The organism is Candidatus Spongiisocius sp., from assembly GCF_965221825.1.
Classification (GTDB): domain Bacteria; phylum Actinomycetota; class Acidimicrobiia; order Spongiisociales; family Spongiisociaceae; genus Spongiisocius.
This window is the reverse complement of the sequence record NZ_OZ244917.1, coordinates 2,559,983-2,582,714: the sequence shown is the minus strand read 5'-3', so window position 1 is coordinate 2,582,714 and position 22,732 is coordinate 2,559,983. Positions and strand designations below refer to the sequence as shown.

The 22,732-nt window shown below is 70.0% G+C and carries 12 protein-coding genes; 5 read left to right on the top strand and 7 right to left on the bottom strand.

Going from position 1 to position 22,732, the window contains the following annotated elements:
• Window positions 1-41: 41 nt before the first annotated feature.
• The 7 genes from ACOQPD_RS12055 to ACOQPD_RS12025 form a co-directional block, all read right to left on the bottom strand.
• Window positions 42-9,902: a Calx-beta domain-containing protein gene (locus ACOQPD_RS12055; protein WP_420612203.1), complete on the bottom strand. Its 9,861-nt coding sequence runs from the start codon at window positions 9,900-9,902 to the stop codon at window positions 42-44.
• Window positions 9,899-12,286, bottom strand: coding sequence for an aryl-sulfate sulfotransferase (locus ACOQPD_RS12050; protein WP_420612202.1), 2,388 nt, complete (start codon window positions 12,284-12,286; stop codon window positions 9,899-9,901). Before ACOQPD_RS12050 ends, ACOQPD_RS12055 begins: the two co-directional genes overlap by 4 nt.
• A gap of 789 nt (window positions 12,287-13,075) precedes the next feature.
• On the bottom strand, window positions 13,076-13,369 hold the full coding sequence (locus ACOQPD_RS12045) for a putative quinol monooxygenase (protein WP_420612201.1): 294 nt from the start codon (window positions 13,367-13,369) through the stop codon (window positions 13,076-13,078).
• 52 nt (window positions 13,370-13,421) lie between these two features.
• Complete coding sequence (locus ACOQPD_RS12040; protein WP_420612200.1) at window positions 13,422-14,204, bottom strand: SDR family NAD(P)-dependent oxidoreductase; 783 nt, start codon at window positions 14,202-14,204, stop codon at window positions 13,422-13,424.
• A 10-nt stretch (window positions 14,205-14,214) separates the two neighbouring features.
• A complete protein-coding gene (locus tag ACOQPD_RS12035; protein ID WP_420612199.1) occupies window positions 14,215-14,979 on the bottom strand; it encodes an SDR family NAD(P)-dependent oxidoreductase in 765 nt (254 codons plus the stop codon).
• A 25-nt stretch (window positions 14,980-15,004) separates the two neighbouring features.
• On the bottom strand, window positions 15,005-15,451 hold the full coding sequence (locus tag ACOQPD_RS12030; protein ID WP_420612198.1) for a cupin domain-containing protein: 447 nt from the start codon (window positions 15,449-15,451) through the stop codon (window positions 15,005-15,007).
• Window positions 15,448-16,755, bottom strand: a complete 1,308-nt coding sequence (locus tag ACOQPD_RS12025) for an amidohydrolase family protein (protein ID WP_420612197.1) — start codon at window positions 16,753-16,755, stop codon at window positions 15,448-15,450. The genes ACOQPD_RS12030 and ACOQPD_RS12025 overlap by 4 nt, the downstream gene beginning before the upstream one ends.
• Window positions 16,756-16,873: 118 nt before the next feature.
• Between ACOQPD_RS12025 and mtnA the strand changes: the two genes are divergently transcribed.
• Genes mtnA through ACOQPD_RS12000 form a run of 5 tightly spaced genes read left to right on the top strand, consistent with a single transcriptional unit; the run spans window position 16,874 to window position 22,654 of the window.
• Window positions 16,874-17,938, top strand: a complete 1,065-nt coding sequence (gene mtnA, locus ACOQPD_RS12020; protein WP_420612196.1) for an S-methyl-5-thioribose-1-phosphate isomerase — start codon at window positions 16,874-16,876, stop codon at window positions 17,936-17,938.
• A 43-nt stretch (window positions 17,939-17,981) separates the two neighbouring features.
• Window positions 17,982-19,076, top strand: coding sequence for a BMP family ABC transporter substrate-binding protein (locus ACOQPD_RS12015; RefSeq protein ID WP_420612195.1), 1,095 nt, complete (start codon window positions 17,982-17,984; stop codon window positions 19,074-19,076).
• Window positions 19,077-19,104: 28 nt separating this feature from the next.
• A complete protein-coding gene (locus ACOQPD_RS12010) occupies window positions 19,105-20,628 on the top strand; it encodes an ABC transporter ATP-binding protein (protein WP_420612194.1) in 1,524 nt (507 codons plus the stop codon).
• Window positions 20,621-21,733 (top strand): ABC transporter permease, encoded by a 1,113-nt coding sequence (locus ACOQPD_RS12005; RefSeq protein ID WP_420612193.1) that lies wholly within the window; start codon window positions 20,621-20,623, stop codon window positions 21,731-21,733. Before ACOQPD_RS12010 ends, ACOQPD_RS12005 begins: the two co-directional genes overlap by 8 nt.
• 3 nt (window positions 21,734-21,736) lie before the next feature.
• Window positions 21,737-22,654 (top strand): ABC transporter permease, encoded by a 918-nt coding sequence (locus ACOQPD_RS12000; RefSeq protein WP_420612192.1) that lies wholly within the window; start codon window positions 21,737-21,739, stop codon window positions 22,652-22,654.
• The last annotated feature ends 78 nt before the right edge of the window (window positions 22,655-22,732 follow it).

Genomic DNA, 22,732 nt, shown 5'->3' with positions numbered 1-22,732 from the left:
GCCGCTGAGAGAGCGACGTCCGGCTTGGGGGCAACGTAGGGTTATCCGGCGGCGGGCTCTGCGGGCGACAGTTTGAGCGCCCGAACCAAGAATGTGGCCATCTGTGCCCGAGTGACCACCTCGTCCGGGCAGAACCGCAACGGCTCGGCGCTACAGCCCGTGGTGATCCCGGCGGCGTAGAGGGCCGCAATGCTGCGGGCGTGGACGCTGCCTGGGTCGACGTCGGCGAAGACGGCGGGATCGTCGGGGACCTCGAGCTTGAGCGCCCGAACCAAGAATGTCGCCATCTGTGCCCGAGTGACCCCCTCGTCGGGGCAGAACCGCAACGGCTCAACACCACAGCCCGTGGTGATCCCGGCGGCGTGGAGGGCCGCGACGTTGGGCGCGTGGGATCCAGCAGAGCCGACGTCGGCGAAGACGGCGGGATCGTCGGGGGCCTCGAGCTTGAGCGCCCGAACCAAGAATGTCGCCATCTGTGCCCGAGTGACCCCCTCGTCGGGGCAGAACCGCAACGGCTCAACACCACAGCCCGTGGTGATCCCGGCGGTGTAGAGGGCTTCGATGCTGCCGGCGTGGACGCTGCCGGGGTCGACGTCGGCGAAGGGTCCGCGTGCGGCCTCCTCTGCGCCGCCGCCGCCTCCGCCGCCGGGGCCGCTGAGCCCGCTCGGCCCGGTGGGGCCAGTGGGGCCGGTGGGTCCGGTGGGTCCGGTGGGTCCGGTGGTGCCGGTGTCGGTGATGGTGATCGTGACCTCGTCGGGGGTGCCGGCGATGACTGCTGGGGGCAGGTCGCCGAAGGTGACGGTCACCTTGTCGTCGTCGGTGTCTGTGTCGCGGCGGGTGACCAGGCGGGCGGTGCCCGTGGTCGCGTTGGCGCGGATGGTGATGTTGGCCGGCGCGGTGTAGTCGCCGGGCTCGGCGGGGTCGGTGCCGGCCGGGTTCGCGACCAGGGGGATCACCACCGCGGCGGTGTGGGCCTCGGACAGGGTGGCGGTGAGGGTCACCGTGCCGCCCTCGTTGACGGCGTTGGGCGACGCCGACAGGGTGACTGCGGGCTTGTCGGCCACAGTGACCGCGATGTCGTCGATTTCGAGGGCGGCGGGCCAGTTGGGGTCGGTGCTGGCGACCGCGTGGGCGATCGCGGCGGTGCCCTCGGCTGCGCCGGTGACCGTGACGGTCTGGGGCAGGTCCCAGTTCTCGGCGGTGAACGTCAGCGGGCCTGACACGGTCGCGATCGTGGCGTCGTCGCTGGTCGGGGTGACGGTGACGTCCGCAGAAGGCTGCGCGCCTGCGAGGCTGATCGTGTAGGTGCGGGTGCGGCCCACCTGCACGGCCAGCGCGGTGTCGCTGACGATGACGCCGGCGTCGTCGTCGGCGATGGTGATCGTGGCTCGGGACCCTGCAGGGTGGCGCTCGTAGCGGTCCGCGAGGCTGCCGCTGGTGCCGGCGGGGGCGATCTCGAGCTCGATAGTCTCCGCGCCCTCGATGTCGTCGTCGTCGGTGATGGCGATCGTCACGTTCACGGTGGTGCCGGTGTTGGGCCCGAACGTCACCGATTTCGTCGCGATGGTGTAGTCGGTCCCTTCTGCGGCGGTGCCGCCGGTGATCTCGATGTCCAACGTCGTGGCGGTGCCCGGCAGCGCGCTGACCGTCACCGGCACCTCGATGGTGCCCGCCCCCTCTGAGGCGCTGTCGGTGTGGGCGGCGGCGGCATCGGCGGCGGCGCCGAAGGCGATGGTGGGTGGGCCGGGGTCGCTGACCTGCACCCGGGCGCACGCCGCGTCCTGCGCGCACGTGCGGGTGCCCTGCGGATGGGTCCGCGCCGCAGCCGACCAGCCGCTGGTGCTGGTGGACACCACCACGTAGTAGTGCTCGACGCCCTCGAGCAGGTCGTCGGCGGCGAGGGCCTCGGTGATGGTCGCGGTGCGCTTGCCCGCCGCGACGGTGACCGTCGTCGCGGGCGACGTGAGGTCCGCTGTGGGGTCGGCGCGGCCCTCTTCGTCGTCGCGCTGGGGCGGGGTGCCTTCGAGGTAGACGAGGTCATGGGTGCGGGACCGGTCGATCGCGAAGCTGAGGCCGCCGTTGGGCGCGACCGCGCCCAGCGTGATCGTGAGCTCCACGGTGTCGCCCTCGCGGCCTGCGGCGACCTCCGGAGCGATCTCGAACGTCATCGTCGGCGCGTTCACCGTGACCGCGACCGACGCGAGCTGGGACAGGTCATAGGCCGTGTCGTCGGACTCCGCCGCATGGCCGACTGTCACCGATCCCGCCGCGACGGCGGTCACGGTGACGGTCTGGGGGTCGTCCCAGTTCGTGCTGGTGAACGTCAGCGACGCCGGCGACACCGTCGCCTTGTCCGTGTCGCTGCTCGCGACGGTGACGGTGACGTCGTGTGTGGGCGCGGCGGCGCCGCGCAGAACGACCGTGTAGGTCGCCTCCTCGTCGGGGACGAGGTCGAGGGCGGCGGGGTCGATGCGGATGCCCGCGGTGGACTCGTTGACGCGCAGGTCCAAAGCGGCGGTCTCCAGCGACCGCGTCCGCCGCGTGGCGGTGCCCACCAGCGCGATCCGCTCCTCGTTGCGCTCGACGCGGCTGTCCGAGCTCAGCCGCAGCGTCGCCGTCGCAGTCGTGTGCCCCTCAGGGATCGTGAACGCCCCGGGCAGCCCGTAGTCATTCGGGCACGCGAACGCCGGATGCTGGCCCGTGCTCTGGCACAGCTGCGCCACCGCGCCGAACGTGCCGCCCCACGGCGGCCGCGAGATGACCGTGTTCTCCAACGCGACCCGCCACCCATCGGGGCCCACCGGAATGTCCGACGTCGCCGTCACGGTCACAGCCGCGCCCTCGAGCACCTCAGTGAACCCCCGCCCGTCCGCCGCACGATCCACCGACAAGCTCACCGAGCTGACCTCGTCGCCGCTGGTGATCTCCACCAGCGCGGTGGACAGATCCACCTGGGTCTGCACGCCGCCGACGGTGACGGTCTTGGTGAACCGCTCGTAGTAGTCGCCCAGATCGTCGGGCGTGGTGTCGGCCGGTTTGATGCGCACCTCGATCGTCTCGAAGTCCTCCTCCACGTCGTCGTCGAACACGCGCAGCACCGGCTGGACCTCCCCCTTGGACCCCGCGGCGATCACGAACGTCGCCCCGACGCTGTTCGCAGGGGTCTGCATCTCGGGCGTCTCGAGGAACTCCCAGTCCTTGGGGTTGCCCGCCGGGTTGTCGGGGTCGTCGCTGTCGCGCGCGGTCGTGCCCGCCTCCACCACCTCCAGGGTGAACGCCAGATCGCTGTCCGCGGCGTGGCTCACATGCAGCACCATCCACAGATCAAAGCCGCCGTCTGGGAGGTTGTCCTCGGTGACCGGGAAGGACGACCTGCTCTCAGCGGTGAGCTGGCGCAGGGCGACCTTCGCCTCGTCGCGGTCCTCGTCCTGGATGACCACCGCCGCCAGCCGGCCCTGGGCGTGGCGGGCGTAGTGGGTGAACATGCCGGTGCCCGAGTCGATGTCCAATTCGACGGTCTGGTCGTTCTCCACCAAGTCGTCGTCGACGACGGTGACGTTGACGTTCTGGGTCGACGCGCTCGAGCTGGTGAACGTGAGCGTGGTCGGCGCGACGCTGTAGTCGTCGGTGTCTGTGGCGGTGCCCGACACTGCCACGGTGAACGTCGTGGACTCCTCGGGCAAAAAGTTCACCGTCACCGGCACCGACACGGTGCCCGCGGTGTCCTCGCCCGCCAGCGTCGTCTGCTTCGCCGTCGACGCCGCGTTGTTGCCGAACGCGATCTTCGCCTTGGGCCGCTCGTCGTCGGCGATCGTCACGGTCCCCGTCGACCCGCTGGCGTGCCGTGTGTAGTAGTCGCCGAGGTCGTTGACCGGGCTGTCCGCGGCCACGATGCGCAGCTCGATCGTCTGGTCCTCCTCGACCAGCGCGTCGTTCTCGATCGCGACCGCCACGTTCTTGCTCACGGCGGTGTCGGAGCTGTTCGCGGCGAACCGGACGGTCTTGGTGGCGATACGGAAGTCGCCGGGGTTCTGGGCGCTGGCGTACTCGCTGGCCGTGCCCGCCGAGAGCACCTCCACCGTGAACGTCGTGGGCGCGTCCGGCAGGTGGCTGATCCTGACCGGCACGTTCAGCGTGCCGCCCGCGACGTTCTCCGCCGGCGAGGCCGTGTACTTCACCTCCGAGGCCGCGTCCGAGCCGAAGGCGATCTTCGCCAGCGGCGCCTCGTCGTCGGTGATCGTGACCGCCGCCGTCGAGCCCGCGCTGTGCCGCGTGTAGTGGTCGCCCAGGTCGTTGACGGGGCTGTCCGCCGCTGCGATGCGCAGCTCGATCGTCTCGGCGTGCTCGACCTTCGCGTCGTTCGTGATCGTCACCGTCACGTTCTTGGAGAGGGCGGTGTCGGAGCCGCTCGTGGCGAAGCGCACCGTCTTCGTGCCGATGCTGAAGTCGCCGCCCTCCGCGGCCGTGCCCGCCGCCAGCACCTCGACCGTGAAGGTCGTGGCGGACTGGGGCAGGGCGCTGATCGTGACGGGCACGGTCAGCGTGCCGCCCGTGACGTTCTCCGCCACCGAGGCCGTGTGCTTCGTCGTCGCGGCGGCGTTCGTCCCGAAGGCGATCTTCGCCGCGGCCGCCTCGTCGTCGGTGATCGTGATCGTCGACACGTCCTTGCCGGACCCCGTCTTCGCCCAGCCGCTGGCGGTGGTCGAGATCGTGACCGTGAACGTCTCCTCGCCCTCCACCAGCGTGTCCTGGGCGATGGGCACGCGCAGCATCACCGTCATGTCCCCCTGGGCGACCGTCACCGTCGTGGGCGTGGTGCCCGTGTCGGCGGCCGTGGCCGTGCTGCCCGAGTAGTTGTAGGAGACGTTGAAGGCGATGCCGTTCATGGGCGCAGCGCGCCCCAGCGTCACCGTGAGGTCGGCGCTCGTTCCCTCGTTGGCCGTCTTCGTCCCGGTGATCTTGAACGTCTTCGTCGAGGCGTTGACCGTCACGTCCACGTCGTCGATCGACAGCGACGAGCCGTAGTTGGTGTCCGAGGAGGTCGCCGCGTGGTCGATGTCGAGGTCGCCCACCGCCACGCCCCGCACCGTGAACGTCTGCGCGGTGCTCCAGTTGGAGGTCGTGAAGGTCCGCGTGGCGGGCGACACCGTCGCCCTGGTGGTGGTGTCGCTCGTCGCCGTGATCGTCACACTCGCGGTCGGCTTCGAGTTGAGCTTGACCGTGTAGGTCGTCGTCTCGCCCACCTCCACCGTGCGCGCCGTCTCGCTGACCGTCACCCCGGCGGTGTCGTCGTCGGTGATCGTGATCGTCAGGGACCCCGCCGAGTACAGCGGCGTCGCCGCCGTGTGGGCCGCCGACAGCACCAGCGTCTCGGTGTCCTCGTCCACGTCGTCGTCGGTGATCGTGAGCGTGACCGACCCCGCCGTGCCGCCCTGGGCGATCGAGATCGTCGTCGACGAGAGCATGTAGTCGTCCGCCGACGCCGTCGAGCCGGTCGCGCGGCTCAGCGTCACCGTCACCCCGCCCGCCGGCGCCGCCGAGGGCAGCGTCGCCGTCAGCGTCACCTCCCGCGCCGTCGCGCTGTCGGACTCGGCCACCGTGCCGTCGGCGTCGCTGCTGGTCAGCGTGATCACCTGCGCGTCGGGGGTGCCCGTGCCGAAGGCCCAGGCGCCGTTCCCGGCGCTGCTCACCGCGCGCACGCGCACCCGGTAGGCGGTGCCGTTGTCCAGGCCCGTGATCGCCGCCGACGCGACCGTGCCGGTGTGGGTGGCCGGCACCCACGCCGTCGCCACGTTCGCGGTGTTGGTGTCCACCGCCGCGTCGTTCACGACGTCCGCCGCCGCCGCGGAGGTGTAGTGCACGTCATAGCCCGACAGCACCCCGTCCGGAGCCGTCCAGGTGAGGTTCAGCCTCGCGTCGCCCTTGACCGGCGTCAGGCCCGTCGGCGCGGCCGCCGTGTCGTTGTCGTTGATCGTCACCGTCACCGAAGACGGCGTGCCCGCCGCCAGCCCTGACGGCGGCGTCCCCAGCGTCACCGTGAAAGTCTCGGAGGCCTCCACCAGCGAGTCGTCCTCCGTCGTGATCGTGGCGGTGCCGGTCGTGGCGTTCGCGGACACCGGGATGCTCGTCAGCGTGCCCCGGTCAGAGGCGTTGCCCGACAGCGTCACCGGGATCGTCACCGCCGAGCCCAGCGCCTCCGACAGCGTCGCCGTCACCGTCACCGAGGCGCCCTCGGTCACCGGACTCGTCGCCGACAGCGACACCGTCGGCAGGACTGTGGCCTCGGGGGTGCCCGTGGCGAAGGCCCAGGCGCCGTTCCCGGCGCTGCTCACCGCGCGCACGCGCACCCGGTAGGCGGTGCCGTTGTCCAGGCCCGTGATCTCCTGTGACGCCACGACGCCGGTGCGGCTCACCGCCACCCACGCCGTCGTCACATCGCTGCCCACTGCCGCATCATTCGCGACGTTCCCCATCGTGGCGGAGGTGTAGTGCACGTCATAGCCCGACAGCACCCCGGCCGGCGCCGTCCAGCTCAGGTTCAGCCCCGCGTCGCCCGAAGCCGACAGGCCCGTGGGCGCGGCCGCCGTGTCGTTGTCGTTGATCGTCACCGTCACCGAAGACGGCGTGCCCGCCGCCAGCCCCGACGGCGGCGTCCCCAGCGTCACCGTGAAAGTCTCGGCGGCCTCCACCAGCGAGTCGTCCTCCGTCGTGATCGTGGCGGTGCCGGTCGTGGCGTTCGCGGACACCGGGATGCTCGTCAGCGTGCCCCGGTCAGAGGCGTTGCCCGACAGCGTCACCGGGATCGTCACCGCCGAGCCCAGCGCCTCCGACAGCGTCGCCGTCACCGTCACCGAGGCGCCCTCGGTCACCGGACTCGTCGCCGACAGCGACACCGTCGGCTCCGTCGGCGTTTCCTTCGCGGTGCCCGACGCCGCAGCCGACCACGCACTGCCCGGGTCGATGCCGTTCAGCGCCCGCACCTGCACCTCGTACTCCTCCGACGCGGTCAGGCCCGACAAGGTGTGCGGCGACGCGGTGGCGGACTGTGCAGCGCTCCACGCGCCCGGCTGACCGCTGCCGGTGTCCTTGACCCGATACTGCACCTGATAGCCGGTGATCGTGGCGGGGCTGCTGTCGGCCGCGTCGTTGTAATCGCCGTCTTCGTTGCCGTCGATGCCGGCGAAGCCCGTGCTGGCGGGCGCGGTCCAGGTCACGTCCAGCTCGCCCGCCGCAGTGCCCGACGCAGCCGCCGCCGCCGTCGGCGTGCCCGGCACGTCCCAGACCGTCACCTCGATCGGGTCGGTCGACTTGTCGACCGCAGTGGAAAACGCATTGATCGCATGAAACCGCACCTGATAGACCGCGCCGGGCACCAGGTCCACAACCCCGGCGCCGCACGGACCGCCGTCGTACCCGCCGTAGCCGGCACTAAGGGGTCTGGCCCCCGAGGGCACATCGTCCTGGAACGCTTTACGGGCCGGCCACGCCGTCACAGGATTGGTCACCCGCCGGGTCTGATCACGGCTGCCGGTGTACTCCCCGTTCGGCTTATCCGATGACAGCGAGATCGTCGGCTTGCCATCGAGAGGGCCGCCCACCTTCACGCACGTATTGATCGGCACCAGCTTGGCAGGCGTCCCCGACCCGTGCCCCCAGCCCCCCGCCGTCACGCTGCCCACCGCCCGCACCCGCACCCGGTGCGCCGCGTCCTCAGTCAAGCCGCCCAGGTACAAGCCTCTGCCAGAACTCACGTGGAAGTGCCCAGAGGCATCCGCTGCGACCCATCCCGCCGAGGCTGACGGGTTCTGGCCGGTCTGCACCGCCGCGCCGTCGATCACCGCCCCGTTGCCCGACGAGGGCGCCGTCGTGTAGTGCACGTCATAGGACTTGACTGTCCCCGCCGCAATGTTCCATGCGACAAGAAGCGTGTCCTTCAGGCGAGTGACCGTCTGGACCGACGGCGCGGGATGCGGATCGTCGTCGTGGATCGTCACCTCGACCTCCGACGCCGTCGCGTCCGCGGTCACCGACGACGGCAGGTTCGCCGTGTCCAGCTCCACCGTGAACGTCTCATCATCACGCTCGGAATCGTCCTCCGCGGTGGTGACCGTGCCCGTCGTCATGCCCGCCGTGATCGAGATCGACGTCAGCGACCCCACATCGCCCGACTCAGCCGACCCAACCTCCACCAACACCGGGATCGACACATTCGACCCCAACGCCGACGACAACGTCGCCGTGATCTCCACACTCTCGCCCTCGACCACCGACACCGGCGCCGACAACCCCACCGACGGCACCGCCCGCGTCACCGTCAGCGTGTACGTCTTGGTCGTCGTGCCGTCCTCGGCGGTCACCTCCACCTCGATCACGTTCTCGCCCACCGCCAGCGCGATCGCATCCGACTTCGACTCGTCGGTCACCGCCGCCAGCGTCGTGCCCTGCTTGCCCGCCTTCACCGTGGCCTTGCCGGTGTCGGACACCGTCGGGGTCACCTTCAGGTGCGTCACCGCGTTCGCCACCGACGCCGTGTACTCCGTCGTGGCCGCGTTGAAGATCGACGGCGACAGCGTCAGCGCCGTGTTGAAGTCCAAATTGTCCGTGCTCGTGTTCACCTCCAGCGCCGACAGATCCGCATCGTCGGACACCGCCGGAGGCGTCCCCGACCCCGCCGCAGAGCCCTTCACCGTCAACAGCACCGATTCACCCTCGGCCGAGGCCGTCCAACCGAAAACTCCGGGGTTGTTCGGATCACTTGCCCCGCTTGAGTAGTAGCCGTTGTCGATGCTCCACCCCGCAGCCGACCCGGCGTCCTCGTCGTCGCCTTCAGTCGTCCGCGTTGATAACTGGGCGTTGCCGTCGGACCACACCACCACGAAGTACTTCGTGGACGCAGCGAGCGTGGTGCTCGCAGGCGCAGTCAACGACGCATCGCCAGCCGTAGCCGAACTCGGAACGACCAGATCCCCGCCCTCCAGCTTCGCGTCCGGCGCGCCCGCAGAGGTAGCCGACCACAGCTCCGCATTGATCTTGCCCCACAGCGCAGCGGAATTCGCCGAATCACCGTGCAGAACGATGCTCGACAGCGTGTACCCCCCGCTGCTGCTGCCGGTCGTGAACCCCTGAGCGAAAGAACCGAACGCACCCGTAGCAATAGCGCCATCACGGTCCTCGCCGCTGTTGCTCACCAGCGTCACCGGCCCCACCGGCGCGACCGGGGTGCCCTTCACCGCGATCTTGGTGAGTGGATCTGTGTAGGGACTTGTTATCCAGGCACCGGTTTCCGATGGGTTATGTCCACTCTTCCACACCTCTTCTTGTGCGATGGTCCAGCCCGTCGCAGCGCCGGAGTCCAAGGTGGTCGATGTTGTCTTGTTGAGGGTCGCGGTGGTGGCGTCGGTCGTGTAATAGACGACGAAGTAGCGAGTATTCGCCATCAGGGTCGTGCTCGCGGAGGGCGCGAATGACACTGTGCCCGCCGCCACAGTCGCCGGGACTGTGAGGTCGGTGATCTTGGAATCCGGTGAGTAGACACTGTAGGTGTTGTCTACGGTCGCCGAGCTCGACCACAGCTCCACCCGGACCTTTCCGCGCGCTGCGGTGTCCAGCGCAGCCGCCATCGACAGATCGATGCTCGACAGCGTGTAGCCCCCGGAGTTGCTGCCCGTCGTGAACATCTGGCCACCTACATAGCTAGCGAAATCGGAACTGTTAGAGGTCGTCTGGCCCAGGTTGCTGGCCAGCGTCTGCGGGGTCTGGGCCTCGGCGGGCGGGGCGGCGGGTCCTGCGAGGGTCAGCGCCGACGCCGCCACCGCGACGGCCGCCAGCGCCGCCCACAGGCGGCTGCGGGCACGGCGGGACGCCGAGGCGTCAGGTCCTTGGGTGGGGGCCGGGGTGTTCATGGCGTCGGGTCTCCTGGTGGGCGGGGGTCCGCCGGCTGCGGGTGTGCAGCGGCGGCCGGCTGGGCGGTGCTGGGTTCGTGGGCTTGGGCGGCGGCGGGGAGCGCGGCGGCGGGCGGCGGGACGCGGGGCGTTTGGGGTTGGCGGGCGAGGGCCCAGGCGGGCATGGCGGTGACGCGCACGTCGTGGGTGAGCGGGACCTGCCAGCGCAAGGTGAGCAACTCGGCACCGGTGGCCGGGTCGGCCTGGGTGGCGGTGGCGGTGTCGTTCACCGGATAGGGCGGACCCGCAGGCGCGCCGAGGCGTTCCGAGCCCCAGCTGATCAGCCAGTCGCCGCCCTCGAGCGGCTCGACGTGGCCCAGCAGCCAGCCGATGCGGTCCTGTGTGCCGCCCAGGGAGTGCTCGCGCACGTAGACGGCCTCGCCGTGGTCGAGGTCGAGGCGGTACTCCACCGCGCGGCTGTAGGTGCGGTCGGGACGCAGCGGGTTCTGCCCGGTCCAGGGGTTGCGCGAGCACGCAGCGCCGTTGTCGAACAGCAGCAGGCGCCCTGCGGCGGTGAGATGGGCGGCGTGCTGGCCGCAGAACTGCCCCTGGGGGTCGCCGACGATCGCCAAGGGAGCGGGGTCGGGCGGCGGCGACGCGAAGCCCGGCTCGTGTTGGTTGGTGTGCCCGACCCGCCAGATCACCTGCCCGGTGTCGGGGTCGATGCCCAGCACCTGGTTGCAGCCCCGGAACGACGCCACCAGCACGCCGTGGTGGATGCCGACCGAGTTGAGGTGCGCCCAGCGGGGGTTGGCGGGCGGGAACCAGTGCTGGGTGCAGTCCTCCAGCGCGATGTGGTCGAACGAGTTCCACGTCAGCAGCGCCTCGCGGTGGGCCGTGAGGATCTGGATGGCAGAGTCCATCGACCAGGTCTCGGTGCCGAACGGCTCCCCGTTGACGTCCGCGAAGGTCAGGTGGCTGTAGTCGCGGGTGGCCGGCTGGGCGGCCAAGAGCAGGTAGCCGCCGTCGCGCAGCACCCCGAAGTCGTGGGTGCCGGTATCGAGCAGCGGCGCCGCGGTGGTCACCTCGTCGAGGGCTTCGAGGTTCTCGTCGAGCACGACGTGGACGCCGCTGAAGCCGGCGTTGGGGTCGCGGACGGAGTACGAGTAGCGGTGCTCGCCGCCCACGTCGGGATAGAACCGGAAATACGGCCCGGCCTGGGCGGGGCCGACGTCGATGATCCGGCGCGGCACCCCGTTCGCGTCGAGGATCAGCAGGTCCGAGCCGACCGCCGCCAACAGCAGCTGCTCGGTCGCGCCCGGCGACCGCTCGGCGGTGAACGGCGCCATGTCCTCGTGCAGGCAGTGCACCACATAGCGCGTCACAGCCCCCTGCTCGCCGGCGACCGACACGGTCACCTCGCTGCGGCCGCCCACCGGGACCTGCGCGGTGACCGGCCGGCCCGCCCCCGGGTTCGCGTACGCGATGCCGTCCACCGCCAGACGGCTCGCGGCATCGGCCGCCGCGAACCGCAACGTCATCGTGTCGGCGTCGCCGCAGCCCACCGAGTAATGCAAAGTGCGGCCGTCGAATCCCGGCCGCTGGCCGCGCCACCCCGCCCACGGGTCCGAACGAGCGGTTGAGTCCTCGGTGGAGACGGTCAGTGACGACAACAGGTCGGCCACCACCACGTGGTGCAGCCCCGCCACAGCGGTCTTGGCAGCGCCGTGGCGGTCGCGGTAGCGGGCCGTGACCCGCAAGAACTCCCCCGCATCCGCCGCCACCGGCGTGTAGGAAGCCTCCGTCGCTCCCTCGATCGCCGCCCACGTGTTGGGGCCCGCTGAGCGCTCCCAGACCCACGACACCGCCGCCGGCGTGTCGGGATCGTGCAGCGTCGCAGCAAGAGCCTCGCCGACACGGGGACGGGCGGTCGAGAAGCCGACCGCGCCCGGCTCGTCGACGTCGGCGACCGTCACCTCCACGGACACGGCCTGGGCGACGCAGACCCCGCCGGGGGCGGCGGCCACCACCGTCACCTCATAGGTGTTGTCGCCGCCTTCGTCGCGAGGGTTCTCGTAGTCGGCCGCCTCGCCGAAGCGGCCCGGCGCCTCAGGCCCGGTGCGGAACCGCAGCACCCCCGGCGGGGCGCCAATATCGAAGTGCGCCGCGTCCGGGCCGACCACGCTCCACCACGGCCGGTAGCCCTCCTCGAAGGAGGCCGTATAGGTGGCCACCCGCCCGTAGTCGTTCTCCGCGACAGCCACCGACGACGGCCCCGGCAGCGCCGTCAACTCGCATGTAACCGCGCCGACGGTCCCGGACCCGCGCCGGAGTTGTCCATGATCGCTCACCAACCTTGACAGGCTGTCCTGCGCCTGCACGGGCGGCGCGCCGGCGAGGAGCAACACCGCTCCCGCAGACGCAACACGGTTTAGACACCGGCCGGTGGCCATCTACGTTCCGCTCGTCCCAAAGTGTTACGTCGCTGAACTGCCCCAGGCGCGGCAGTGCCGCGTCCGGTCGCCCTCCGCGCCCAGCGAAGCCGTGGCCCCGAGTCCCATACCCCCCCCCCGGAGGGTCCGCGGCCTCCAGCCCTAAGGCATGGTCCGGTTATCGCCCGCACAACGCCCCCGTGCGCGAGGAGGACCGGCAGCGTCATATGAAACATGTCCATGAACATCGGATCATACAGTTTTGCGAACCTGAATCAAAGATCTTGCATGTGGCTAACGTGTCAAATAGGGATATAGATGCATGAATAATCATATGAACACGGCTACCGGCCGGTGCGGTAAACGGAATCTCTGCGGCAGAAGGGACCTCTAGAGACGGGGCGGGCGACCATCCCTCCTATCGCGCCTGGTAAGGACCGTCCGTGGATCCCCCACCGATGACTCACCGCTCGGGAGGTCGCCGGCCTGATCGAAAACAAGGGGACGTAGAAAACCCTGCTCTACGTCCTGTCCGGGAAAATCAGGCAGCTGCAACTGTTGCAACGCATTGTCGAAAAGGATCTCTGTGTGACCGAGGCGAACAGCCCCAAGCGGCCGGTTCGGTTAGCCCAGTCCCGTATCCGAGAATCGGCGGTTGCCAACCGGAACCCACCACCGAGCGCGGCGGCCACGACGATCCGGTAAACACCAGCCAACTGTGACCATATATACGGTCACAGCTTCGGCCGGGTCGGTCGGCCGTCAGGCGATGCGGGTCATCCGGCTGACCACCACATGCTCGGTATGGTCCGCGATGGCGGCCAGACCATCGGCGATGTGGGGTTCGTCGAGATGGGCGTCGAGGTCGGCTTCGCTACGCCAGAGGGCGACGAAGCAGAAGAGGCCGGGATCGCCGTCGACCGCATGAAGCCGGTAGTCGAGGCAACCCTCTTCCTCACGGGTGGGCGCGACCATCGCGATGAGCGCGTCCCGCACGATCTCCTCCGACCCGGGAACGGCCCGCACCCGCGCCACGGCTGTGAGAGCGTCTGCCATGGAGTTCAACTGTACCGCCCTTCCCGCCGGCGGATCGAGGCCGGACGAGCCGTCAATACCAGGTGTCGCCGCCATCCACGTTGATCGCCTGGCCCCGGATTATGTGCGCCGCGTCCGACAGCAGGAAGGCGATCACCCGGCCCACCTCAACCGGTGCGATGCGCCTGCCCAATTGCGCCGGGCCCATCGATCCCAGGAGCTCATCGGCGGGGATGTCGAGCCGGGGCGAGAGCCACTCGGCCACCCCCGCCAGCATGGGCGTGTCGACCCCGCCCGGGCAGACCGCGTTGACGTTGATGCCGTGTTCGGCCCACTCCATGGACAGGGACCGGGTGAGGCCCAGGACTGCCGACTTGGAAGCGTTGTAGGCAGCCATGTTGCGGTAGCCCACCTTGCCGCAGTTGGACGACACGTTGACGATGCTGCCCCCGCCGGAGGCCTTGAGCCGCTTCCCTACAGCCTGGGCGACCAGGAACGACCCCGTGACGTTGATCTCCAGTTGGCGGTTCCAATCGGGGCCGGTCGCATCCCAGGCGTCGTCGAGCGTCACCACCCCGGCGTTGTTGACCGCGCCGTCGATGCGACCGAAGCGCGTCACTGCTGCCTCCACCGCCCGTTCGACCTCGCCCGCGTCGGACACGTCGGCCCGGAAAGCGGCGGCCGATGTCCCGGCCGACCCGACCCGGCCGGCCGTCGCTCTGGCGCCCTCGAGGTCGATATCCACCAGCGCCACCATCCCGCCTGCTTCGAGGATGGCTCGGGCGATCCCCTCCCCGATCCCGCCTGCCGCTCCGGTCACCAGGTAGGCACGCCCCTCCAGGCCGGTCGTGCTCATCGGATCGGCCTCACCAGGGGGGATTACTCATCACGCCGCCGTCCACCACCAACTCGGCGCCGGTGATCCATCGGGCCAGGTCGGAGCAGAGGAACACGCAGGCGTCACCGATGTCCTCGGGGGTGCCGAGGCGCCCCAGCGGGCAGGCCTTCCCCCAGCGCCCGACCCCTTCGGGCCAGGCATCCTCGATGCCGGGGCGGGAGATCAGGCCGGGAGAGACCACGTTGACCCGAACTCCCGCGCTCCCGTAGGTCTGCGCCGCGGCCCGGGCATGCATGATCATCCCGGCCTTGGAGACGGAGTAGTGACCGTGCCCGGGCGCCGGGTAGCTCCCCTCTATGGAGGCGATGTGGACGATCGCCCCTCCCGATTCCTGGGCAGCCATCGCGGCCGCGGCGGCCCGGGTCAGCCGGTGGGTGGCGGTGAGGTTGGTGTCGATCATCTCCGACCACTCGCGATCGGTCAGTTCGTCGAAGCCGGCCACGGTCTGGATGGCGGCGTTGTTGACCAAGCCGTCCAGCCGCCCGTAGCGTTCCAGGGTCGCGTCGACGAGGTGTCGGGGGGCACCGGCCTCGGTCAGGTCGGCGGTCACCACCAGGCCGGGCCGTCCCGAGCGGCCGGTGATGGGCTCGGCCGGCGACGACCTCGTGTGGGAGACCACGGTGGCGCCGGCCGCTGCCATCCTGGTTGCGATGCCGGCCCCGATGTTGCCCCCGGCGCCGGTGACCACCACCACCCGGCCGTCCAGGCCGATCAACTCGGCAGGCGCCCGCAAGCGATCCGAAGCCTGCGCGGCGGAGCTATTCCCTGACATAGCGGGCGATGAGGTCGGCGGCGTCCGGGTACAGGCCGACCAGTTCGGTGAAGCTACCCAATTCGAATCCCTCCTCGCGGTAGGGCGGCGCCATGGTAGTTCCCACCAGCGACCAGTCTCCGGTGGTTCCGGCGCCCATCCACACTCCCCGGGGAACCGCCACGAACGGACGCTCCCCCGCGGCCAGGTCGTCCCCGAGCAGGAACCGTCTCGCTCCTCCACCGGGTTCGAGAAGGAGCATCTCCACCGGATGGCCCGCGTAGTGGTGCCAGAGCTCCGGCCCGTCAAGACGATGCAGGGCCGAGAAGTCGCCGGGCTGCATCAGGTAGTAGATGGCGGTGCCGTTCTCGTCCCGCCAGGTCTGTGCCCACCTACCTCCCTCGGAAGGCAAAGGCGCCAGACCCAGCAGTTCGGCTACTTCGGCGCCGGTCACTCGGCCAGCCGCCGGGCGCGCTCGGTTACCTCCGCCCTCACTTCGCCGACGTCCACCGTGAGCACCCGGCCCTCGGCGACCACCTGCTCCCCACCTACCCATACCGAGCGGACGGCCCGGGGCGACCCCGACCACACCAGGCGCGACACCGGATCGTCCTCGTCCGGCACCACCGGATGCAGGGCCGACTCCGAAGGCGGCAGCTGCACCATGTCGGCCCGGGAACCGGGCTCGATCCGGCCCAGGTCGGAGCGCCCGATGGCGTCGGCGGCCCCGGCCGTGGTCATGTGGAGCGCCTCGTGGGGAGAGAAGAAGGCGGCATCTCCCCGGTCGATCCGGGCCAGGCGGATGGCGGTACGCATCTCCTCGAACAGGTCCAGCCGGTGGTGGGAGGCAGGACCGTCGGTGGCGATCCCCACCTTGATCCCGGCCCCGATCATCGCGTGGACCCTCGCCAGGCCCGAGCCGTGCTTGGAGTTGGAACAAGGGCAATGCGCCACTCCCACCCCGTGGCGGCCGAAGATCTCCATGTCCTCATCCGACAACCACACCCCGTGGGCGGCCAGCGTCCTGGCCTCCAGCATGCCGAGCGACTCCAGGTAGGCGGGCGCCGACAGGCCACCGGACAGCTCGCGCACCGCCGCGTCCTCCCATTCCTGCTCGGCCACGTGGATGTGAACCAGCATGTCCTGCTCGCGGGCGATCCGGGTCACCTCTTCCAGGCATTCCCTCGACACCGACCAGGGGGCGTGGGGACCCAGGCCCACCTCTATCAGCTCGTTCGACGCCCACCTGTCCCGGGTGGCGACCATCTCCTCAAGCTGGTCCTGCCAGGTGCCCATCAGGCCCAGCTGGGCGTCCTCGATCACCGGAGCGGCCACCACGCACCGGAGCCCCGCCTCGGCAGCCCCCCGAGCGACCGCATCCCCGAAGAAGTACATCTCCGACGAGGTGGTGACGCCGTTGGAGAGGAGTTCGGCGGCGCCCATCAGCATTCCCACCCGCACGTCGTCCGGGGTCAGGCGCCCCTCCCGGGGCCACATGACCTCGTGGAGCCACCGATCCACCGGCAGGCCCTCTCCGGCGCCCCGCAGCAGGATCATCGGGGTATGGGCGTGGAGGTTGACGAATCCGGGCATCAGGATGCCGTCGATCCGATGTACGGACGCCCCGGCCCGGTCGGGCGCCTCCGAAGCGGCGCCGGCCCAGACCACCCGGCCCGCCTCCACATCCACCACCCCTGCCGGGATGGGGGTCCCGTCCCCGGACATGGTTATCAGCAGGTCGGCGTGGTAGCGGTCCATCAGCTCGCTCCCGGTCGGTGTGGGGGTCGCGGTGGTCTGTCTGCGAAACAACCCGGCGTGCTCTGGTGGCCATACCACACCGCCATTCCGCACACAGACCACCTGTAGCATAAAGGTCATGGAACAACTCGGTAACCGCCCGCTGGACTGGATCGACGGCGGGGTCTCGATGGTCGACCAGACCAGGCTCCCCGACCGTTACGAGGTGATGCGGATCGAATCGGTCCCCGACATGGTGGCCGCCATCCGCCGCCTGTCGGTGCGGGGCGCTCCCGCCATAGGAGTGGCCGGGGCCCTCGGGGTGGCGCTGGCCGTCCAGGCCCACGGAACCTCCGGACCCGACCTCGACCGCGCGATCCGCTCCCTGCGGGAAGCCCGGCCCACCGCGGTGAACCTGGCCCGGATGGTGGACAGGGTGGCCCCGCTCGCCGGACAGGGCCTGGACCGGGTGCTGGCCGAGGCCCTCGCCATCCGCGACGAGGAGATCGCCGCATCCGTGTCCATGGGAGAGTACGGGGCCGACCTAGTGGCGGAACTGCTGACCGAACGGGCGACGGCCCGGGCGATGACGATCTGCAACACCGGTGGACTGGCGACCATCGAGCGCGGTACCGCACTGGCGGTGATCCAGACCCTCCACGAGCGGGGCACGCTGGCGGAGGCGCTCGCCCTCGAGACCCGGCCCCTCCTCCAGGGCGCCCGGCTCACCGCCTGGGAGCTGGCCCGCATGGGCGCTCCCCACCGGCTCCTGGTCGACTCGGCCGCCAACTTCATGCTGGCCCGGCGCCAAGCCGACGTGGTGCTCACGGGCGCCGACCGGGTAGCCGCCAACGGGGACACGGCCAACAAGATCGGGACCTTCTCCCTGGCCCTCGGCGCCCGGTATGCCGGGGTCCCCTTCATCGTGGTCGCCCCGGAGTCGACCGTTGACATGGACACCCCGGGGGGCGACGCCATACCCATCGAGGATCGAGACGCCACCGAAGTGGTGTCCGTCGGTGATCACCCCACCGCCCCGGCGGACACCGACGCCGCCAACCCCGCCTTCGACATCACGCCGCATGCCCTGATCACCGCGATTGTCACCGATCGACGGGTGGTCAGGCTCGACCGGGGTGATAGCCTCCGGTCGGTGCCGCTCGGCGAGCTTCGCCGGCCGGCAGCCGAGAACTCAGCACGATGACAGACACGCGAGCGGTAGGTCCGCTCGGAGGAGGGAGAACCTTATGACCAGGCCCTTGAAGACGCTGGTACTGGTACTGGCACTGGCCGTAGTGGGCGCCGCCTGCGGAGATTCCGGCGACGAAGCGACCACGACGACCGCCGCGCCCGCCACCACAGCCGCGCCCGACACGACAGCCGCGCCGACCACCACGATGGCGCCCGAGGACCCGATCAGCCTGATCTACGTGACCCCCAACCCGATGGGCGTCAACAGCTTCCTGATACTGGGCGAGGTGGGCACGCAGAGGGCGGCGGAGCGCCACGGAGGCACCTGGAAGACCTTCGAATCGGTGGACGACACCACCCGGCGGGCCAACATAGAGGCGGCCATCGACGAGGCCCCGGACGTGATCGTGCTCACCACCTTCACGCTGACGGAGATGGCGGACGAGTACTCCAAGGCCAACCCGGACCAGCAGTTCATCCTCATCGACTCCTGCCCCGATGAACCGGCCCCCAACCTCCACTGCGGAGTGTTCCGCGAGCATGAAGGCGCCTACCTGCTGGGCGTGATGGCCGGCCACCTGTCGGAGGCCAAGCAGATCGGCTCCGTGGTAGCCCTCGACATCCCCTTCTTCAAGCGCTGGTGGGAGAGCTTCTGGGTGGGCGCCCAGTCGGTGGATCCCTCGATCGAGAACTCGGCGGTGTTCATCGCCGGCGACAACCCGTTCTCCGACCCGGCTCGGGCCAAGGAGTTGGCGCTCTCGCTGGCCGCGCAGGGGCCCGACCACATCTTTGCCGTGGGCGCCGGTTCCAACGGCGGCGTGTTCGAAGCGGCCGTCGAGGCCGGTTTCCTGTCCTACGGCGTCGATATCAACCAGTGTCCGGACGCCCCCGGATACATCGTCGACAACAACATGAAGCTCGTGGACGCGGTCGTAGACCAGCTCATCGAGCAGGTGCTGGCCGGTACCGCGGGACCGATGGTCGACTTCGGTCTGGCCGAGGGCGGCACCGGCGTGATGGCCCTCCACCCCGACCTCGCCACCAGCGAGTGCGTGATCGCCGATCATCCGGACATCGTCGCCGAGGTGGAGAGGGTCGCCGCGGGCATCATCGACGGCTCGATCGTGGTGACGGATCCGCTGTTCGGCTGATCGAGGAGGGTGCTGAACACCAACTGAAATGAGCCTGGTACTCGAGTTCCGGGGCATAACCAAGAGCTTCCCCGGCGTCCTGGCGAACGACGCCGTCGACATGGACGTGGAGGCCGGACACATCCACGCGGTCGTGGGTGAGAACGGCGCCGGCAAGACCACGCTGATGTCGATCCTGTTCGGCCTGTACCCGGCCGACTCCGGGGAGATCCTGGTCAACGGCGAACCGGCCGGGTTCACCTCGGCGCTCGAGGCCATCCGGGCGGGGCTCGGAATGGTCCACCAGGCCTTCCGGCTCTTCCCCACGCTGAGCGTTGCCGACAACGTGGTGTTCCGGGAGGAGCCGACCCGGCGGGGCATGATCGACCGGGCGGCCGCCGTGGAGCGGGTGGGCGCCCTGGCCGAGCGGTACGGTCTGGCGGTCGACCCGCGGGCCGCGGTGGAGACGCTGCCGGTAGGGGTGCTGCAGCGGGTGGAGATCCTCAAAGCCCTCTACCGGGATGCCCGGATCCTGATCCTCGATGAGCCCACCGCCGTGCTGACCCCCCAGGAGCGGGACAAGCTCTTCGAGATCATCCGGCGCCTGCGCGATGCCGGGCGCACCATCCTGTTCATCACCCACAAGCTCGGCGAGGTGATGGCCGTCTCCGACCGGGTGACCGTGCTCCGGGACGGCCGGTCGGTGGCGCATCTCGTCACCGCCGAGACCAATCCCACCGAGATAGCCCGGCACATGACCGGACGGCAGGTCGACCTGGACCGCCGGGCGGTCGCCCACGAGGCGGGAGGCACGGTGCTTTCCGTGGACGGCCTCACCGTGACGGGCCAGCACGGGCGGGAGACGGTCAGGAACGTGTCGCTGGAGGTGCGGTCGGGTGAGATCGTGGGCGTGGCCGGTATCGCCGGCAACGGCCAGAGCGATCTCATCGAGGCCGTGACCGGCCTCCGGGAGCTTCGTGAGGGCGCCATCCATCTGAACGGGGAGGACATCACCACGGCCGAGGTCTCGGCGCACCGCCTGGCCGGGATGGCCTACATACCCGAGGATCGGCACGGGGTGGGCACCAGCCACCTGGCCACGGTTTCGAACAACCTGTTGCTGGGCCACCAGGGAAGGGACGGCTTCCAGCGCAAGGGATGGTTCGACCTCAAGGCGGTACGGGACCACGCCAGGCGCCTGATCGAGACCTACGGCATCCGGTCGGGGCCCATCAACTCCCCGGTGTCGACCCTCTCCGGAGGGAACCTCCAGAAGGTGGTGGTGGCCCGGGAGATGTCCCATGGCGCCCCCCTGCTCATCGCGGAGCAGCCCACCAGAGGCGTCGACATCGCCGCCATCGAGTTCATCCACGATCGCCTGATCGCCTTCCGCGACGGGGGCGGCGCCGTGCTGCTCGTGTCCGCCGAGCTGTCCGAGATACTGGCTCTGAGCACCCGTATCCTGGTGATGTTCGACGGTCGGATCGTGGCCGAACTGGATCCGGCGGAGGTCGAGGAAGCCGACGTCGGCTACTACATGACCGGCGCCCACGAGGAAGTTCCCGTTGGCTGACCAGCGGCTGACCGCGCCGTCCGGCCTCGGCTCGAGGATCGGGAACGTGGCGGGGCATCCGGCCCTGTTCTCGCTGGTTCTCGCCTTCGCCCTGGGCTGGGTGATCGTCTGGCTGACCGGCGGGGACCCCTGGTTCGCCTACCGGGAGATGTTCGACGGCGCGACCGCCGGCTCCGGGCTGCGCAACACCCTGAGCAGGGCGATACCGATCGTCGGGATGGCCCTGGCCGTGTCGGTGGCCTTCCGCTCGGGCGTGATCAACCTGGGCGGCGAGGGCCAGATGGTGGTGGGCGGCCTCGCCGGGACCGTCGTGGCCATCTACATGCCGGGACCGGGCCAGCTGGTCGTCCCGGTGGCCATGGTGGTGGGCGGCCTCGCCGGGGCCCTCTGGGCCGTGCTGCCGGCCCTGGGACAGACCCGCCTGCGGCTCCCCATCCTGATCACCAGCCTGCTGCTCAACTACGTGGCCCGCGCCATCACCGGCTACCTGGTGCGGTTCCGGCTGCTGGACGACAGCGTGACCCTCACGTCCACCGAGCAGGTACCCGCCACGGCCCGCATGCCCAAGATGCCCCTGTTCGGCGGGGTGAGCTATTCCCTGGTGCTGGTGGTGATCCTGGTCATCGTCATCTGGGTGGTGTACAGCCGCAGCGTGTCGGGCTACGAGACCCGGATGGCCGGCCTGAACGCGCGCTTCGCCCGCTACGGCGGGATCCAGGTGGAGCGCCAGACGGTCTACGTGATGGTGGTGGCCGGCGCCATCGGCGGCGTGATCGGCACCCACATGATCCTGGGCGACGCCTATCGCTACATCGACGGGGAGCTGGTGCTGAGCGGGCTGGCCTGGACCGGGCTCCTGGTGGCGCTCCTGGCCAACAACCACCCCCTCCTGATCCTGGCGGCCGGCCTGCTCTTCTCGGGCCTCCAGATCGGCGGACTGGCCATGCAGCGCAACGCCGATGTCTCGTGGCGCCTGGCCCAGGTGCTCCAGGCCCTGGTGATCGTGGCGGTGGCCAGCCGGCTCACCTTCACCTGGTTCAAGCGACGTACCGGCCGGGATGTAACGGTCGGCGAGACCGAACCGGCCGGAGTCGGAGAGGTCTAGAAGATGTTCGACCAGCTCTTCGACGCCGCCCTCTTCGACTCGGTGGTCCGAGCCATGATCCCCATCCTGCTGGCCGCGCTCGGAGGGATGATCTGCGAGCGGGCCGGGGTGTTCCAGATCGCCATGGAAGGGATGATGCTGTCCGGCGCCTTCGCGGCGGTGGCCGGCTCCTACCTGGCCGTATACAGCGGCATGGGAGTGCTCTTCGCGGTGGGCGCCGGGGTGCTGGTGTCGCTCATGCTGGCCTTCGGCGCGGTGAGCAGGCGGGGCGACCCCATCGTGCTCGGCATCGCCCTGAACCTGATGGCGATCGGCCTGACCGGCTTCCTCCTTCCGCAGATCTTCGGGGTGCGGGGGGTGTTCCAGCACGAACGCATCGACGGGCTGGACCGGCTGGCCATCCCCGGACTGGCCGACATCCCCTGGGTCGGGCCGGTCCTGTTCAACCAGACCATCCTGGGTTACGTGGCCTTCCTGCTGGTGCCCATCCTCTGGCTGGCCCTGTTCCGCACTCCCGTCGGGCTGCGCCTGCGCGGGGTGGGAGAGCGTCCCCTGGCGGCCGAGTCCCTCGGGGTGAGCCCGACCGCCTACAAGTACGGGGCTGTGATCGCCTCCGGCGTGCTGTCCGGCCTGGCGGGCGCCCAGCTGGCTCTCGGCAACGTGGTGCAGTTCGCCGAGAACATGTCAAGCGGGCGAGGCTGGGTGGCGGTGGTGGCGGTCATGCTCGGACGGGCCCACCCGTTCGCCGTGTTCGGCGCCAGCCTGCTCTTCGCCTTCGCCGAGGGCCTCGGGTTCCGGCTCCAGGGCAACGGCCTGCCGGTCCAGATCACCGATGCCCTCCCCTTCCTGGTAACCCTGATCGCCCTGATCGCCGCCCGCAAGCGCTTCGCCCGGCTCCTGGACCTCACCACCGGCGGCTAGCCACCTGGGGTGTCGGCTCCCCCGCGAGCCGACCCGTTTGTGCGCCCCATGATTCCCGATACCGCGGACCATGACCCG

Excerpts from the sequence above, each read along its gene's own strand:
- ACOQPD_RS12055 (WP_420612203.1), bottom strand. The coding sequence starts at position 9,902 with ATGAACACCCCGGCCCCCACCCAAGGACCTGACGCCTCGGCGTCCCGC.
- ACOQPD_RS12045 (WP_420612201.1), bottom strand. The coding sequence starts at position 13,369 with ATGGCAGACGCTCTCACAGCCGTGGCGCGGGTGCGGGCCGTTCCCGGG.
- ACOQPD_RS12040 (WP_420612200.1), bottom strand. The coding sequence starts at position 14,204 with ATGAGCACGACCGGCCTGGAGGGGCGTGCCTACCTGGTGACCGGAGCG.
- ACOQPD_RS12025 (WP_420612197.1), bottom strand. The coding sequence starts at position 16,755 with ATGGACCGCTACCACGCCGACCTGCTGATAACCATGTCCGGGGACGGG.
- mtnA (WP_420612196.1), top strand. The coding sequence starts at position 16,874 with ATGGAACAACTCGGTAACCGCCCGCTGGACTGGATCGACGGCGGGGTC.
- ACOQPD_RS12015 (WP_420612195.1), top strand. The coding sequence starts at position 17,982 with ATGACCAGGCCCTTGAAGACGCTGGTACTGGTACTGGCACTGGCCGTA.
- ACOQPD_RS12010 (WP_420612194.1), top strand. The coding sequence starts at position 19,105 with ATGAGCCTGGTACTCGAGTTCCGGGGCATAACCAAGAGCTTCCCCGGC.
- ACOQPD_RS12000 (WP_420612192.1), top strand. The coding sequence starts at position 21,737 with ATGTTCGACCAGCTCTTCGACGCCGCCCTCTTCGACTCGGTGGTCCGA.